At 67.8% G+C, this 13,336-nt stretch carries 12 protein-coding genes; 2 read left to right on the top strand and 10 right to left on the bottom strand.

The window, feature by feature from the left end:
• Nucleotides 1-132 precede the first annotated feature (132 nt).
• The 7 genes from AC1DHY_RS14090 to AC1DHY_RS14060 are packed head-to-tail and all read right to left on the bottom strand — an operon-like array spanning nucleotide 133 to nucleotide 8,148.
• On the bottom strand, nucleotides 133-966 hold the full coding sequence (locus tag AC1DHY_RS14090) for an HpcH/HpaI aldolase/citrate lyase family protein (protein ID WP_476903785.1): 834 nt from the start codon (nucleotides 964-966) through the stop codon (nucleotides 133-135).
• Nucleotides 963-1,580 (bottom strand): MaoC family dehydratase, encoded by a 618-nt coding sequence (locus AC1DHY_RS14085; protein WP_476880683.1) that lies wholly within the window; start codon nucleotides 1,578-1,580, stop codon nucleotides 963-965. Before AC1DHY_RS14085 ends, AC1DHY_RS14090 begins: the two co-directional genes overlap by 4 nt.
• Nucleotides 1,577-2,338 carry a CoA transferase subunit B gene (locus tag AC1DHY_RS14080; protein ID WP_476903784.1) on the bottom strand — a complete coding sequence of 254 codons (762 nt, stop codon included), beginning with the start codon at nucleotides 2,336-2,338 and terminating at the stop codon, nucleotides 1,577-1,579. The genes AC1DHY_RS14085 and AC1DHY_RS14080 overlap by 4 nt, the downstream gene beginning before the upstream one ends.
• 2 nt (nucleotides 2,339-2,340) lie before the next feature.
• Entirely contained in the window at nucleotides 2,341-3,138 is a 798-nt protein-coding gene (locus tag AC1DHY_RS14075) for a CoA transferase subunit A (protein ID WP_476880141.1), read from the bottom strand.
• 20 nt (nucleotides 3,139-3,158) lie between these two features.
• Nucleotides 3,159-4,322 carry an acyl-CoA dehydrogenase family protein gene (locus AC1DHY_RS14070; protein ID WP_476880142.1) on the bottom strand — a complete coding sequence of 388 codons (1,164 nt, stop codon included), beginning with the start codon at nucleotides 4,320-4,322 and terminating at the stop codon, nucleotides 3,159-3,161.
• Nucleotides 4,323-4,373: 51 nt separating this feature from the next.
• On the bottom strand, nucleotides 4,374-6,533 hold the full coding sequence (locus AC1DHY_RS14065; protein WP_476903783.1) for an acetyl/propionyl/methylcrotonyl-CoA carboxylase subunit alpha: 2,160 nt from the start codon (nucleotides 6,531-6,533) through the stop codon (nucleotides 4,374-4,376).
• A gap of 7 nt (nucleotides 6,534-6,540) precedes the next feature.
• A complete protein-coding gene (locus tag AC1DHY_RS14060) occupies nucleotides 6,541-8,148 on the bottom strand; it encodes a carboxyl transferase domain-containing protein (RefSeq protein WP_476880144.1) in 1,608 nt (535 codons plus the stop codon).
• Between the two features lie 175 nt (nucleotides 8,149-8,323).
• Here AC1DHY_RS14060 and AC1DHY_RS14055 point away from each other — a divergent pair, with 175 nt between their 5' ends.
• Nucleotides 8,324-8,947, top strand: coding sequence for an SACE_7040 family transcriptional regulator (locus AC1DHY_RS14055; protein WP_476878732.1), 624 nt, complete (start codon nucleotides 8,324-8,326; stop codon nucleotides 8,945-8,947).
• A gap of 43 nt (nucleotides 8,948-8,990) precedes the next feature.
• On the opposite strand, the gene AC1DHY_RS14050 is transcribed toward AC1DHY_RS14055, so the two are convergent.
• The 3 genes from AC1DHY_RS14050 to pdhA are packed head-to-tail and all read right to left on the bottom strand — an operon-like array spanning nucleotide 8,991 to nucleotide 12,558.
• The gene (locus AC1DHY_RS14050) at nucleotides 8,991-10,373 is read right to left on the bottom strand and encodes a dihydrolipoamide acetyltransferase family protein (protein WP_476903782.1); all 1,383 of its coding nucleotides are present in this window, start codon (nucleotides 10,371-10,373) and stop codon (nucleotides 8,991-8,993) included.
• The gene (locus AC1DHY_RS14045; RefSeq protein WP_476878730.1) at nucleotides 10,370-11,380 is read right to left on the bottom strand and encodes an alpha-ketoacid dehydrogenase subunit beta; all 1,011 of its coding nucleotides are present in this window, start codon (nucleotides 11,378-11,380) and stop codon (nucleotides 10,370-10,372) included. Before AC1DHY_RS14045 ends, AC1DHY_RS14050 begins: the two co-directional genes overlap by 4 nt.
• Complete coding sequence (gene pdhA, locus AC1DHY_RS14040; RefSeq protein ID WP_476878729.1) at nucleotides 11,380-12,558, bottom strand: pyruvate dehydrogenase (acetyl-transferring) E1 component subunit alpha; 1,179 nt, start codon at nucleotides 12,556-12,558, stop codon at nucleotides 11,380-11,382. Before pdhA ends, AC1DHY_RS14045 begins: the two co-directional genes overlap by 1 nt.
• Before the next feature lie 196 nt (nucleotides 12,559-12,754).
• On the opposite strand from pdhA, the gene AC1DHY_RS14035 reads away from it, so the two are divergent.
• Entirely contained in the window at nucleotides 12,755-13,228 is a 474-nt protein-coding gene (locus AC1DHY_RS14035; protein WP_476878728.1) for an Lrp/AsnC family transcriptional regulator, read from the top strand.
• The last annotated feature ends 108 nt before the right edge of the window (nucleotides 13,229-13,336 follow it).

Below are 13,336 nucleotides of genomic sequence, written 5' to 3'. Positions count from 1 at the left end.
GTGTGCACCACACCGAGTTGCCACAAATGGCCGCTAACCGGCCCACCAATCCGGCCATTTGTGGCGAACCGACGAGCCCTGGCGGACTGGGCTCACTCCGGACCCCGGGACCCCGCCCCGAATTCCCCAGACCTAACGGCCTGCGCGGCGGAGGGTGGCTTCGGCGTGCTTGAGGATGGGCCCGTCGATCATCTTGCCCTTGAATTGGAACACGCCGGTGCCCGCGGCCGCAGCGGCGCCCAGGAGTTCTTCGGCCGCTGCGACGTCGGCCTCGGAAGGGGCGTACGCGTCACGGACCACGGCCACCTGGTTGGGGTGGATGCAGGCTTTGGAGCCGAACCCGGAGGCGACGGCGTCGTGGGCCTCGGCCGCGAGTCCCTCGAGATCGGGGATGTTCACGTACACGGAGTCGACGGCTTCCTTGCCGGCGGCCCGGGCAGCCAGCAGGACCGTGGACCTCGCGTGCAGGGCCACAGCACGGTAACCGCCGTCGTCGTTCCGGCTGGAGGTGCCGCCGAGCGACGCCAGCAGGTCCTCGGCGCCCCACATCAGGCCCACCACGTTCGGCTCGGCGGCGATCGCGGCCGCGTTGACGATGCCCGCCGCCGTCTCGCACAGGGCGACCACACTGTAGCCCTCAAGCGCCCGCAGTTGTGCGGCGCTCTCGGCCTTGGCCAGCATGACGTGCCGGTAAGGCGTGTGCTTGAGGCAGTGCAGGTCCTTCTCGAACTCGTCCGTTCCGACCGGGTTGACGCGGACAATCGTGCGGCTCGGGTCGAGCTCCGGACCATCCCCGGCGGAACCCAGCTGGGCCAGGATGGCGCCTCGGGCACGCTGCTTGTCGGCCGGCGCCACGGCGTCCTCGAGGTCAAGGATGACGGCGTCGGCGCGCCCGGCCGCCTTCTGGTAGCGCTCGGGGCGGTCGGCGGGGCAGAACAGGAGGGCCGGGCCCATCAGGAAGCTCATGCCTTTATTGTCCCCTTTTGCGCGGTTTCCGGCTCGGCCGCGGCGTGCGCCTCGCGTGTCCACATCAGGCAGCTGCGCGTCGCCAGCGCCACCACCACACCGTCCTGGTTCCGGCCCGTGTGCTGCATGGTCACGATCCCCTGCCCGGGCCGGGAGGAGGAGAGCCGCTTGCCGGTCACCACGGTCTCGGTGTAGAGCGTGTCCCCGTGGTAGAGCGGGTGCGGGAAGGACACGTCGGTCAGTCCCAGCTGGGCGATGATGGTCCCCTGCGTCAGCTGCGGGACCGACTGCCCCACCACGGTGGCGAGGGTGAACATGGAGTTCATCAGGCGCTGGCCAAAGGGCTGCCCGGCGCTCCACGCAGCGTCCAGGTGCAGTGCCTGGGTATTCATGGTCATGGTGGTGAACAGGACGTTATCCGTCTCCGTCACGGTCCGGCCGGGCCGGTGGGCGTAGACCACCCCCTCTTCGAGTTCCTCGAAGTAGAGACCGCGTTGTTCAATCACCCGGGGACCGGCACTGCCGCCGGTGCCGTGGCCGGCACTGCGGCCGGCACTGCGGCCGGCACTGCGGCCGGCACCTGAACCGGTTTCGGGCGCTGCATTCGTCGTCATACGGTAAGTTCCTGGTCTTCCTCGAATAGTTCGGCGCCGGTGGCGGCGGCCACGTCCTCCGCGGTCACGTCCGGAGCCAGCTCCCGCAGCACCAGCCGGGATTTCCCGCCCTCGGTGACGACGTCGATCACGGCGAGGTCGGTGATGATCCGGTCCACGCAGCCTTTGCCGGTCAGCGGCAGGGTGCACTGCTCCACAATTTTCGGGTTGCCGTTGCGGTCCACGTGCTCCATCATGACGATGACCTTCTTGGCCCCGAACACCAGGTCCATCGCGCCGCCCATGCCCTTGACCATCTTGCCCGGGATCATCCAGTTGGCGAGGTCCCCGTTCTGCGCCACTTCCATGGCGCCGAGCACCGCGACATCCACGTGCCCGCCACGGATCATCCCGAAGGACGCCGCCGAGTCGAAAAACGCGGCGCCCTTGTTGACGGTGACTGTTTCCTTGCCGGCGTTGATCAGGTCCGGATCGATCTGATCCTCGGCCGGGTAGGGCCCGACGCCGAGGATCCCGTTCTCCGAATGCAGCACCACTTCGACCCCGGCCGGAATGTAATTGGGGATCAGCGTGGGCATCCCGATGCCGAGGTTGACGTACTGGCCGTTGTGCAGCTCCTGCGCCACCCGGGCCGCCAGTTCGTTGCGCGTCCAGCCTTTGCCCTGCACACCGGCCGGATGTTCGACGGCGGAGGGCCGGTACTCGTGCCGGACCGCTTCGGGGCGGGGCGGGGCGTCCTGGGGCTTGTTCGGTTCCATCGCTATGCTCCTGCCTGGCCTGGCGAACGTTGTGCCGCACCGGGGCCACCGGTCACGGCAACCGTGCGCTTTTCGATGCGTTTCTCACCCTGCGGCGCGAGGACAACCCGCTGGACGAAGATTCCGGGAACGTGGACGTGTTCGGGGTCCAGCTCCCCCGGCTCCACCAGTTCCTCGACCTCAGCGATGGTGATCCTCCCGGCCATGGCGCAGAGCGGGTTGAAGTTCATCGCGGTCGCGTGGAAGACCAGGTTGCCGTGCCGGTCGCCCTTCCAGGCGTGGACCAGCCCAAAATCGGGCGTCAGGGCTTCCTCCAGCACGTAGTCTGCGCCGTGGAAGCTCCGCACCTCCTTGGCGGCGGAGGCGACCGCGACGTTCCCGTCGGCGTCGTACCTCTGCGGCAGGCCGCCGTCGGACACCTGGGTCCCGACGCCGGCCGGCGTGTAGAAGGCGGGGATCCCGGCGCCGCCTGCGCGCAGCTTCTCTGCCAGGGTTCCTTGCGGGGTCAGGACGACTTCGAGTTCGCCGGCAAGGTACTGCCGCGCGAATTCCTTGTTCTCGCCCACGTATGAGCTGATGGTCCGGCGGATCCGGCCGTCTTTGAGCAGGATCCCCAGTCCCCAGTCATCGACGCCGCAGTTGTTGCTGACAGTTTCCAGGTCCGTCGCGCCGCTGCCGTGCAGGGCCTCGATCAGGGCTGCCGGGATTCCGCACAGCCCGAAACCCCCGACGGCGAGGGAGGCGCCGTCGCGGATGTCCGCGACGGCCTCGGCGGCGCTGGCAACAACTTTGTTGATCATCGCAGGATCCTTCCGGCCGGCTACAGTCCCAGTTCGCGGGCGATCAGCATCAGCTGGACCTCCGTGGTGCCTTCGCCGACTTCGAGGATCTTGGAGTCGCGGTAGTGGCGCGCCACGGTGAATTCGTTGATGAAGCCATAGCCGCCGAACACCTGGGTGGCGTCCCGCGCGTTGTCCATGGCTGCCTCGCCTGCGACCATCTTAGCGATGGCGGCCTGCGTCTTGAACGGCTTGCCGGCGAGCATGCGGGCCGCGGCGTCGTAGTACGCCAACCGGGCGGTGTGGGCACGTGCTTCCATCCGGGCGATCTTGAACGCGATGGCCTGGTACTTGCCGATGTTCTGGCCGAAGGCGCTGCGTTCCTTGGCGTATTTCACCGACTGGTCCACACACCCCTGGGCGGCGCCGACGGCCAGCGCGGCGATCGCGATCCGGCCCTCGTCCAGGATGGACAGGAAGTTGGCGTAGCCGCGGCCGCGGGTTCCGAGCAGGTTTTCTTCGGGAACGTGGACGTTGTCCAGGGTCAGCGGGTGGGTGTCCGAGGCGTTCCAACCCACCTTGTTGTAGGCCTTCTCCGCAGTGAATCCGGGGGTGCTGGTGGGGACCAGGATGGTGGAGATTTCCTTTTTGATGCTGCCGTCCGGGCGTTCCTGCTGGCCCGTCACGGCCGTGACGGTGACGAGCTTGGTGATGTCGGTGCCGGAGTTGGTGATGAAGGCCTTGTTGCCATTGATGACCCACTCCCCGGATTCGAGCCGGGCGGTGGTTTTGGTTCCGCCAGCGTCCGAGCCGGCTTCCGGTTCGGTCAGGCCGAAGCCGGCTAGTGCCTTGCCGGAGGCCAGCAGCGGCAGCCATTCCTGCTTCTGGGCCTCGTTGCCGAAGCGGTGGATGGGCATGGCGCCGAGCGAGACGCCGGCTTCGAGGGTGATGGCGACGGACTGGTCCACCCGGCCGAGCTGTTCGAGGGCCAGGGCCAGGGCGAAGTAGTCCCCGCCCATGCCGCCGAACTCCTCCGGGAACGGCAGGCCGAACAGGCCCATGTCGGCCATCTGGGAGACGACTTCGTAGGGGAAGCTGTGCTCTTCGTCGTGCTTGGCGGAGACGGGGGCCACCACCTGGTCGGCGAATTCACGGACGGTGTCGCTGAGGTCCTGGTAGTCCTCGCTGAGTTCAAAATCTGGCATGGGGTGACTCCTGTGTCTGGGGGTGGCTGTGGGGGGCTGACGCTGTGGCTGCTAGTCCGCCGCGCCGACGGCGACGACGGACTCCTCGGCCGCGTCCTCCGCGGCCGAGGGTTCGTGCGGATGGATGGTGGCGAGGACCTGGTCGGCTTTGACGAGGTCGCCGGTGGCGGCGCTGATGTGGACGGTGCCGTCGAGGGGCGCGGTGAGCTGGTGTTCCATCTTCATGGCTTCCACCGAGAGCAGGACCTGGCCGGCGGTGACGGCGTCGCCGTCACTGACGGACACGGAGACCACGGTGCCGGGCATCGGCGAGCGCACCGCCGGGTCCGCGGCGCCTTCCTCGCGTTCGACGGCGGCCAGCACCCGGGCGAGCCGGGTCTCGCGGGTCAGGACTTCGAAGTGGCAGGACCAGCCGTCGTTACCGAGGAAGATTTCGGTTGGCATCGGATTGCCGGGACCCGGTAGGACTGGCCCCCGGTGTACCGGCGCCAGCGCGAAACTGCGCGATTCGTCGCCCAAGGTCAACTCCGTGGCGCCTCGCTTGGTGGACCGAAATGACGCCGGACGTCGCGGGCCGCCATTGACGCTGACCATGGCTGTCCCGTGCCCTACCGAGCCAGACACCTCCACTGTGGCAATTCCGCCGTCAGGTGTTCCGAGACTGATCCGGCGCGGTGCAGCGACACCGAGCCGCCATCCGTTGCCGCGATGCCAGGGACCCGCCCCAGCGTCCTGCGTCTCATGCTCGTGCATGGCAGCAGCGAAGACGGCTGCAGTGGCCAACTCAAAGTCGCCCGCCCGCCGGAAGTTGAAGTCCGGCATCTTGCGTTCGATCAGGCCGGTGTCGAGGCGGCCGGCTCGGACGTCGGCATCGTTGATCAGCAGCCGCAGGTATTCGACGTTGGTGTCGATCCCCAGCGCGGTGTAGCCGGCGAGCGCCTGGTCGAGGGTGTCCAAAGCCTCCGCCCTGTCCTCGCCCCACGCGATAACCTTGGCGATCATCGGGTCGTAGCTGCTGGAGATTTGGAGGCCCTCCAGCAGGGCTGAATCGACACGGACCCTGCCATTCGCGGGACCGGGCATCTCGTCCAACAGCACAACCTGCCCGATGGACGGCAGGAAGTTCTTCTCCGGCACCTCGGCGTAGACTCGGGCTTCCACCGAGTGCCCGGTGAGTACGACGTCCTCCTGCCGCACGGTGAGTTCCTCCCCCGCGGCGATCCGGACCTGCCATTCGACCAGGTCCACGCCGGTGACCATCTCGGTGACCGGGTGCTCCACCTGCAGCCGGGTGTTCATCTCCATAAAAAAGAACTCGTCCGGGGCGTTGTCGGAGACCAGGAACTCCACGGTCCCCGCACCCGAGTAGTTGACGCTGCGGGCCGCGTTGCACGCGGCCTCGCCCAGGCGGGCCCGGATCGCGGCGCCATCGGGCAGGGCTTGCAGCAGCGGGGACGGCGCCTCCTCGATGACCTTCTGGTGCCGGCGCTGCAGGGAGCACTCGCGCTCCCCCAGGTGGATGACGTTCCCGTGGTTGTCCGCGAGGACCTGCACCTCGATGTGCCGCGGGGTGGTGACGAGACGCTCCAGGAACAGGGTGTCGTCGCCGAAGGCGCTGGCCGCGACCCTGCGGGCCGTGGCGAGGGTGGCCGCCAGGTCTTCCGCACGTTCAACGACGTGCATGCCCTTCCCTCCGCCGCCCGCGGAAGGCTTGATCAGCAGCGGGTAGCCGACGCCGGAGGCGGCCTCGATCAGCTGTTCGTCGCTCATCCCCGGCTCGGCGATGCCCGGGACTACGGGCACGCCGTAGCCGGTGACGTGGTTTTTGGAGCGGATCTTGTCGCCCATAACATTCAGGGATTCGACGCCGGGGCCGATAAAGGTGATGCCGGCCTGTTCCAGGGCGCGGGCGAAGTCGACGTTCTCGCTCAGGAAGCCGTAGCCGGGGTGCACGGCCTCGGCGCCGGTCTCGCGGCAGGCCTGGATGATGGCCTCGATCTTGAGGTAGCTTTCGGCGGCGGCTGCCGGCCCGATCCTGACGGCGACGTCGGCCTCCTGCACGTGGCGGGCGCCGGCGTCGGCGTCGGAATAGACAGCCACCGAACGGATGCCGAGGGCGCGCAGGGTACGGATCACACGGCAGGCGATCTCGCCGCGGTTGGCGACAAGGACCGTGCCGAACAGCGGCCCGTTGGGTGTTGAAAGGGTCATTGCTGGCTCACATCCGGAACAGGCCGAAGGAGGTCTCCGGCAGCGGGGTGCGGGAAACGACGTCGAGCGCCAGTCCCAGGACGGTGCGGGTGTCCGCGGGGTCAATCACGCCGTCGTCCCACAGGCGGGCGGTGGAATAGTACGGACTGCCCTGGTCCTCGTACTGGGCCTTGATGGGCGCCTTGAACGCTTCCTCGTCCGCGGCCGACCACTCCTCGCCGCGGGCCTCGTACTGGTCCCGCTTGACGGTGGCCAGCACGCTGGAGGCCTGGTTGCCGCCCATGACGGAGATCCGCGATGCCGGCCACATCCACAGGAAGCGCGGCGAGTATGCCCGCCCGCACATCGAGTAGTTGCCGGCCCCGAAGGACCCGCCGATGACGACGGTCAGCTTGGGTACGCGGGCGGTGGCGACGGCGGTGACCATCTTGGCGCCGTTTTTGGCGATGCCGCCCTGTTCGTAGTCCTTGCCGACCATAAAGCCGGAGAGGTTCTGCAGGAAAATCAGCGGGATGCCGCGCTGGTCGCAGAGTTCGATGAAGTGCGCGCCCTTGAGCGAGGATTCGCTGAACAGCACACCGTTGTTCGCCACGATCCCTACCGGGTGGCCGTGCAGCTTCGCGAAGCCGGTCACGAGAGTGGTGCCGTAGTTCTTTTTGAACTCATGGAAGCGGCTGCCGTCCACCAGCCGGGCGATGACCTCGCGGACGTCGTACTGGGCGTTGACGTCGGTGGGGACCGCCCCGTACAGCTCGTCCGGATCGGCCAGGGGTTCGACGGCGGTGTCCACGTCCCAAACCGGTGCGGCAGGCTTCGGCAGGGTGGAGACGATATCCCGGACGATCTGCAGGGCATGCTCATCGTTCTCGGCGAGGTGGTCCGTCACGCCGGAGATCTTCGAGTGCACGTCGCCGCCGCCAAGCTCCTCGGCGGTAACGATCTCGCCGATGGCGGCCTTCACCAGAGGCGGGCCGCCGAGGAAGATGGTGCCTTGGTTGCGGACAATCACTGTCTCATCGCTCATCGCGGGAACGTAGGCCCCGCCGGCCGTGCAGGATCCCATCACAGAGGCGATCTGCGGGATCTTGGCTGCGGACATCTTGGCCTGGTTGAAGAAGATCCGGCCGAAGTGCTCCTTGTCCGGGAAGACCTCGTCCTGCTTGGGCAGGAACGCTCCGCCGGAATCCACGAGGTAGATGCAGGGCAGCCGGTTCTCCAGGGCAATTTCCTGCGCCCGGAGGTGTTTCTTCACGGTCATCGGGTAGTAGGTGCCGCCCTTGACCGTGGCGTCGTTGGAGATCACCAGGACCTGGCGGCCGTGGACCAGGCCGATGCCGGCAATCACGCCGGCACCCGGCGAGTCGCCTTCGTACATACCGTCCGCGGCGAGCGGCGCGATTTCCAGGAAGGGGCTGCCGTCGTCAAGCAGCTGGTCGATCCGTTCGCGGGGCAGCAGTTTGCCGCGGGCCACATGGCGTTCGCGGGACTTTTCCGGACCGCCGAGCGCGGCGACGGCGAGGCGTTCCTTCAGCTCCCGGGCCAGCCCGAGCTGCGCCTCGCGGTTCGCGGCGAAGTCCGGGCTGCCCGGGTCCACCTGGCTGGCGATTGTCTCCATCGACTGCTTCCGTCCCTCGGCCACGGCGCCGGCGCCCGCAGTACGGACCCTCCGGCTATTTCGGTTAGTAACGCATAACTGAGTTTTAGGTTAGTCTCTATTAACTGTGATGTCCAACACAGGACAGCTTCAACCAACACCCCTTTTATCCAGAGCAGTCGAGAGGGACGCGCCGGTGACTGAGTCCAGCCAGACAACCCAGCGAAGCCAGGCCAAGGAGAACCGCCGGAAGGCCCTCCTGACCGCGGCTGCCGCCCTGTTCGCCGCCGACGGCTTCAACCGTGTTTCGCTCGAGGACCTTGGCGCTGCAGCGGGAGTCAGCGGTCCCGCCGTCTACCGCCACTTCGCCGGCAAGCAGGCCGTCCTCGGCGCGCTCCTGCTTAGCGTCAGCCAGGACCTCTTGGACGGCGGCCGGACTGTGGTTGCTGGCTCCGGCGGACCGGCCGCGGCCTTGGCCGGCCTGGTCGAATTCCACGTCGACTTCGCCCTGAGCAACTCCGACGTCATCCGGGTCCAGGACCAGGACTTCAGCAACCTCGACGACGCCGACGAGGCCGAGGTCCGCACCCTGCAGCGCAACTACGTCGAGCTCTGGGTGGACGTCCTGGCCGGGCTGCACCCGGACACGGATCCCGCCGAACTGCGGATGCGCGCGCACGCCACGTTCGGCCTGATCAACTCCACACCGCACTCGGTCCGCAACCACGGGCGGCGGATGGCCCTCAAGCGTGCGCGGCCCCTGCTTGAGAGCATGGCGCTGGCCGCGTTGACGGCCCCACCCACGCCTCCCGCCGGCTGACGCCCCCACAAAGGCGCCCCGACATACCAAGGGTCCGGAATCCCTAGACCATCGCCAAGGCCATACCGGGGTCAGCAAGGATGGCGCCGAGGTCCTGGAGGAACCGGGAACCCTGCTCGCCGTCGACCAGCCGGTGGTCGAAGGACAGGCTCAAGGTCATAACCTGCCGCAGCGCCACCTGGTCCTGGTACTCCCACGGCATCTTCCGCACCGCGCCAAGGGCCAGGATGGCTGCCTCGCCCGGGTTGAGGATGGGCGTTCCCGCGTCAATGCCGAAAACACCGATGTTCGTGATGGAGATGGTGCCGCCACCAAGGTCCGCGGGGGCGGTTTTCCCGGCCCGGGCCGTGTCGGTCAGCTCGGTCAGCGCCGTGGAGAGCTGCAGCAGCGACATCTGGTCCGCGTCCTTGATGTTCGGCACGGTCAGGCCGCGGGGCGTCGCGGCCGCAATACCGAGGTTGACGTAGTTGAACTGCACAATCTCCTGGTTGGCCTCGTCCCACCGTGCGTTGAGCGTCGGGTGGTTGCGCAGCGCGATCAGCACCGCCTTGGACACCAGGGTCAGCGGCGTCAGCTTGTAACCGGCGAACGTGCGGCTGGCCTTCAGCCGCGCCAGCAGCTCCATGGTGGGTGTGACGTCGAGGGTCAGGAATTCGGTCACGTGCGGTGCGGTGAAGGCGCTGGAGACCATAGCGGCCGCGGTGAACTTCCGGACCCCCTTGATGGGCGTCCGGGTTTCGCGGGCGCCCTGGGCCGGGGCGCCGGCCTGGCTGCCGGCCAGGTCCTGGGGCGCCACCGGGAGGTCGCCTCCACCTACAAAGTTCCGCACGTCGTCGCGGGTGATCAGGCCCCGCTCTCCGGTCCCGGTGACGGCGCCGAGGTCAACGCCGAGGTCCTTGGCCAGTTTGCGCACCGGCGGGGTGGAGCGCGGACGCTCCCCGGCGGAGTCAGTGTGGGCGGCGGGCTGGGCTTCGGCCGCGGCCTCCGCCTGGGGGGTTGCGCCGGGTTCCGCAGCAGCCGGCGCCGGAGCCTCGGCCACAGCGGAGGCCGCCGGTGCCGCGGCGGCGAAGGTGCGGGCACGGCGGGCGGGGCGGCCCGAGCCCTCCAGCACGGCACCGTAGCCGACGAGGTTCGGCTCGCGCTTGGCGGGGGCCGCGCCGGCGTCGCCGTCGTCGCCCTCAATCTCGAAGGAGACAATCGGCTTGCCGACCTCCACGACGGTGCCGGGCTGCTCGTGCAGCGCGGTCACGACGCCGGCGAACGGCGAGGGCAGTTCGACGACGGCCTTGGCGGTTTCAACCTCGGCGATGATCTGGTTGAGCGTGACGGTATCCCCCACACCGACCTTCCACGCGACGATTTCTGATTCCGTCAGGCCTTCGCCGAGGTCCGGGAGCCGGAATTCCTTGATCATGGTGGCGGTCATCCTTCCAGCCCGCTAAGGGAGTTGGGGCGGCCCAGGGCCCGGTCGACGCCGTCGAGGATCCTGTCCAGGCCCGGCAGGTGGTGCATTTCGAGCTTTGAGTAGGGGTACGGCACGTCGAAGCCGGTGACCCGGACGGGGGCGGCTTCGAGGTGGTAGAAGCAGCGTTCGGTGATGCTGGCGGCCACCTCGGCGCCGAGGCCGCCGGACTGGCTGGCCTCGTGGGTAATAACGAGCCGGCCGGTCTTCCGCACGGATGCTTCCAGGGTCGCGAAGTCCAGCGGGGCCAGCGAGCGCAGGTCGATCACTTCGACGGAGACACCCTCGTCGGCGGCCGCGAGGGCAGCGTCGCGGGCGGTCTTCACCAGCGGACCGTACGCAACCAGGGTCACGTCGGTGCCTTCCGTGACCACACGTGCCTTCTCCATGGACAGGGCCGCGGAGAGGTCGAGGGACTCATCCACCTCGCCCTTGTCGTGGTAGCGGCGCTTGGGTTCGAAATAGAGCACGGGATCGTCCGAGGCGATGGCCTGCTGGATCATGGTGTGGGCGTCCTGCGGGTTGGACACGCTGACCACGCGCAGGCCGGAGGTGTGGGTGAAGTAGGCCTCGGGCGACTCGGAGTGGTGCTCGGGCGAACCGATCCCGCCGCCGAAGGGCACCCGGATGGTGATGGGCATCTTCACGGCGCCCTGGGTGCGGTAGTGCATCTTGGCGACCTGGCTGACGATCTGGTCGAAGGCCGGGTAGATGAAGCCGTCGAACTGGATCTCCACCACAGGGCGGTAGCCGCGGTACGCGAGGCCGACGGCGGTGCCGAGGATGCCGGATTCGGCCAGCGGGGTATCCACAACGCGGTGTTTGCCGAAGTCTTTTTGCAGTCCGTCGGTGATGCGGAAGACGCCGCCCAGGGCCCCGATGTCCTCACCCATGAGGATCACCTTGGGATCGTTTTCGAGGGATTTGCGCAGGCCGGAATTAATGGCGCGGGCAAAGGTCATCTGGGTCATCAGCGTGCACCTTCTTCGGAGGCGGCTTCTGCGGGATCGCCGAAGGAAGCCAGGTAACGGGTGTAGTGGTCCTGCTGGCGGTCCAGCCAGGAGTTGGGCGTGCTGTAGACGTGCTTGAAGATGTCGAGGGGCTGCGGCTCCGGCATGTTGATGGTGCCGGAGCGCAGTTCCTTGGCCACGGCGTCCGCCGTAGCGGCGACGGCGGTTTCCAGTTCCGCCGTCAGGAGTCCCTTGCGTTCGAGGAGGGCCTTGAGCCGGGCGATCGGGTCCTTGGCGGCCCAGTCCTCAAGCTCGTTGGCGTCCCGGTAGCGGGTGGGGTCGTCCGCCGTCGTGTGCGGTCCCATCCGGTAGGTGACGGCTTCGATGAAGGTGGGGCCGCCGCCGCGGCGGGCCCGGTCGATGGCGATCCGGGTGGCCGCCATCACGGCGAGGACGTCGTTGCCGTCCACCCGCATGCTCGGGATGCCGAAGCCGGAGGCGCGGTCCGCGATCTGGATGTGGGACTGGAGCATCACGGGCTCGGAAATGGCCCAGTGGTTGTTCTGGCAGAAGAACACCACGGGGGCCTGGAAACTGGCCGCGAACACCATGGCCTCGTTGACGTCGCCTTCGCTGGTGGCGCCGTCGCCGAAGTACGCTACGGCCACCGAGTCGGCGCCGTCGTTCTGGATCCCCATGGCGTATCCGGTGGCGTGCAGGGACTGGGCGCCAATGATGATTTGCTGGGTCGCCACGTTGACGGTGTACGGATCCCAGCCGGCGAGGGCGTTGCCGCGCCAGGCCTTGACGATGTCTGCCGGCTGGACGCCGCGGCAGTAGGCGACGCCGTTGTCGCGGTAGCTGGGGAAGACGAAGTCGTCGTCGCGGAGGGCACGGGCCGAGCCGATCTGCGACGCTTCCTGGCCCAGCAGCGGCGGCCAGAGGGCAAGCTCACCCTGGCGCTGCAGGGCGGTGGCCTCGGCGTCGATCCGGCGGATGGCCACCATGTCCTGGTAGAGCGAGGCGAGTTGCTCGTCGCTGACGTCCTGCACCCAGGAGTCGAACTCAGGATGGCTTACACGTTCACCCCCCGGGGTGATGAGCTGGACGAGATCGCCGCCCGAGCGCCTGTTTGATTCTGCACTGTTCCCGGGGCCGCCGGCGGCAATGCCGCCCTTGCCCGCGTCGTCGGTAAACACAGTTTGTCCGCAACCTTCTGACGTCGTCTGACCCTGCCCGCGGAACTTGTGGTTCCTACGCGCGACGGCCACCCGGGCGCCGTTGCCCCGGATAATTGTGACCCTACTCACAAGAGCCATTGGGTACAACCACCTTCGAAAAAGTTGAGCATTATGCCCTGCCGGGGGTTTCGTGACCGTGCTAACGTTGCGCATTATGCAAGCTTTGGATGGCACCGACACCCGCCTGCTTTCAGCCATGGCGTTGGATCCCCGCCGCACCGTCGTAGCACTCGCCCAGAAGCTGGGTTTGTCCCGGAATACCGTGCAGGCCCGGATGGCCCAGCTGGAGAAGAAGCACGTCTTCCTCTCCTTTGAGCGCCGGATTAATCCGGCCGCGCTGGGCTATCCCCTGATGGCGTTCATCTCCGTCCATGTCCAGCAGCAGAAGCTGGGCCAGTTGGCGGTGGAACTGGCCGGGATCCCGGAGATCCTCGAGGGGTACGGCCTGACCGGGTCGGCTGACCTGCTGCTCCGGGTGGTGGCCCTGGACGCCGAGGACCTGTTCCGGATCAACGGCAAAATCCTGGCCTGCGTGGGCGTGGACCGTACCGACACGGCCCTGGCCATGGGCGAACTGATCCCGTTCCGGATCCAGCCTCTGCTGGAACGCGGTTCCGCGGACACCTGAGCCCGCGGACACCTGAGACCGCGGCGCCCCCGCAACCGGCACCGGTTTCCGGCTACGGCTTCCGGCCCGAACACGCAAAGGCGGAGCCCCCGTGCACACTGCACGGGA

It is taken from the genome of Arthrobacter sp. 05L44, assembly GCF_056397605.1.
This window is presented reverse-complemented; position numbering and strand designations above follow the sequence as displayed.

Excerpts from the sequence above, each read along its gene's own strand:
- AC1DHY_RS14045 (WP_476878730.1), bottom strand. The coding sequence starts at position 11,380 with ATGACCCAGATGACCTTTGCCCGCGCCATTAATTCCGGCCTGCGCAAA.
- AC1DHY_RS14085 (WP_476880683.1), bottom strand. The coding sequence starts at position 1,580 with ATGACGACGAATGCAGCGCCCGAAACCGGTTCAGGTGCCGGCCGCAGT.
- AC1DHY_RS14035 (WP_476878728.1), top strand. The coding sequence starts at position 12,755 with ATGCAAGCTTTGGATGGCACCGACACCCGCCTGCTTTCAGCCATGGCG.
- AC1DHY_RS14075 (WP_476880141.1), bottom strand. The coding sequence starts at position 3,138 with ATGATCAACAAAGTTGTTGCCAGCGCCGCCGAGGCCGTCGCGGACATC.
- AC1DHY_RS14050 (WP_476903782.1), bottom strand. The coding sequence starts at position 10,373 with ATGACCGCCACCATGATCAAGGAATTCCGGCTCCCGGACCTCGGCGAA.
- AC1DHY_RS14060 (WP_476880144.1), bottom strand. The coding sequence starts at position 8,148 with ATGGAGACAATCGCCAGCCAGGTGGACCCGGGCAGCCCGGACTTCGCC.
- AC1DHY_RS14080 (WP_476903784.1), bottom strand. The coding sequence starts at position 2,338 with ATGGAACCGAACAAGCCCCAGGACGCCCCGCCCCGCCCCGAAGCGGTC.
- AC1DHY_RS14090 (WP_476903785.1), bottom strand. The coding sequence starts at position 966 with ATGAGCTTCCTGATGGGCCCGGCCCTCCTGTTCTGCCCCGCCGACCGC.
- AC1DHY_RS14070 (WP_476880142.1), bottom strand. The coding sequence starts at position 4,322 with ATGCCAGATTTTGAACTCAGCGAGGACTACCAGGACCTCAGCGACACC.
- AC1DHY_RS14065 (WP_476903783.1), bottom strand. The coding sequence starts at position 6,533 with ATGACCCTTTCAACACCCAACGGGCCGCTGTTCGGCACGGTCCTTGTC.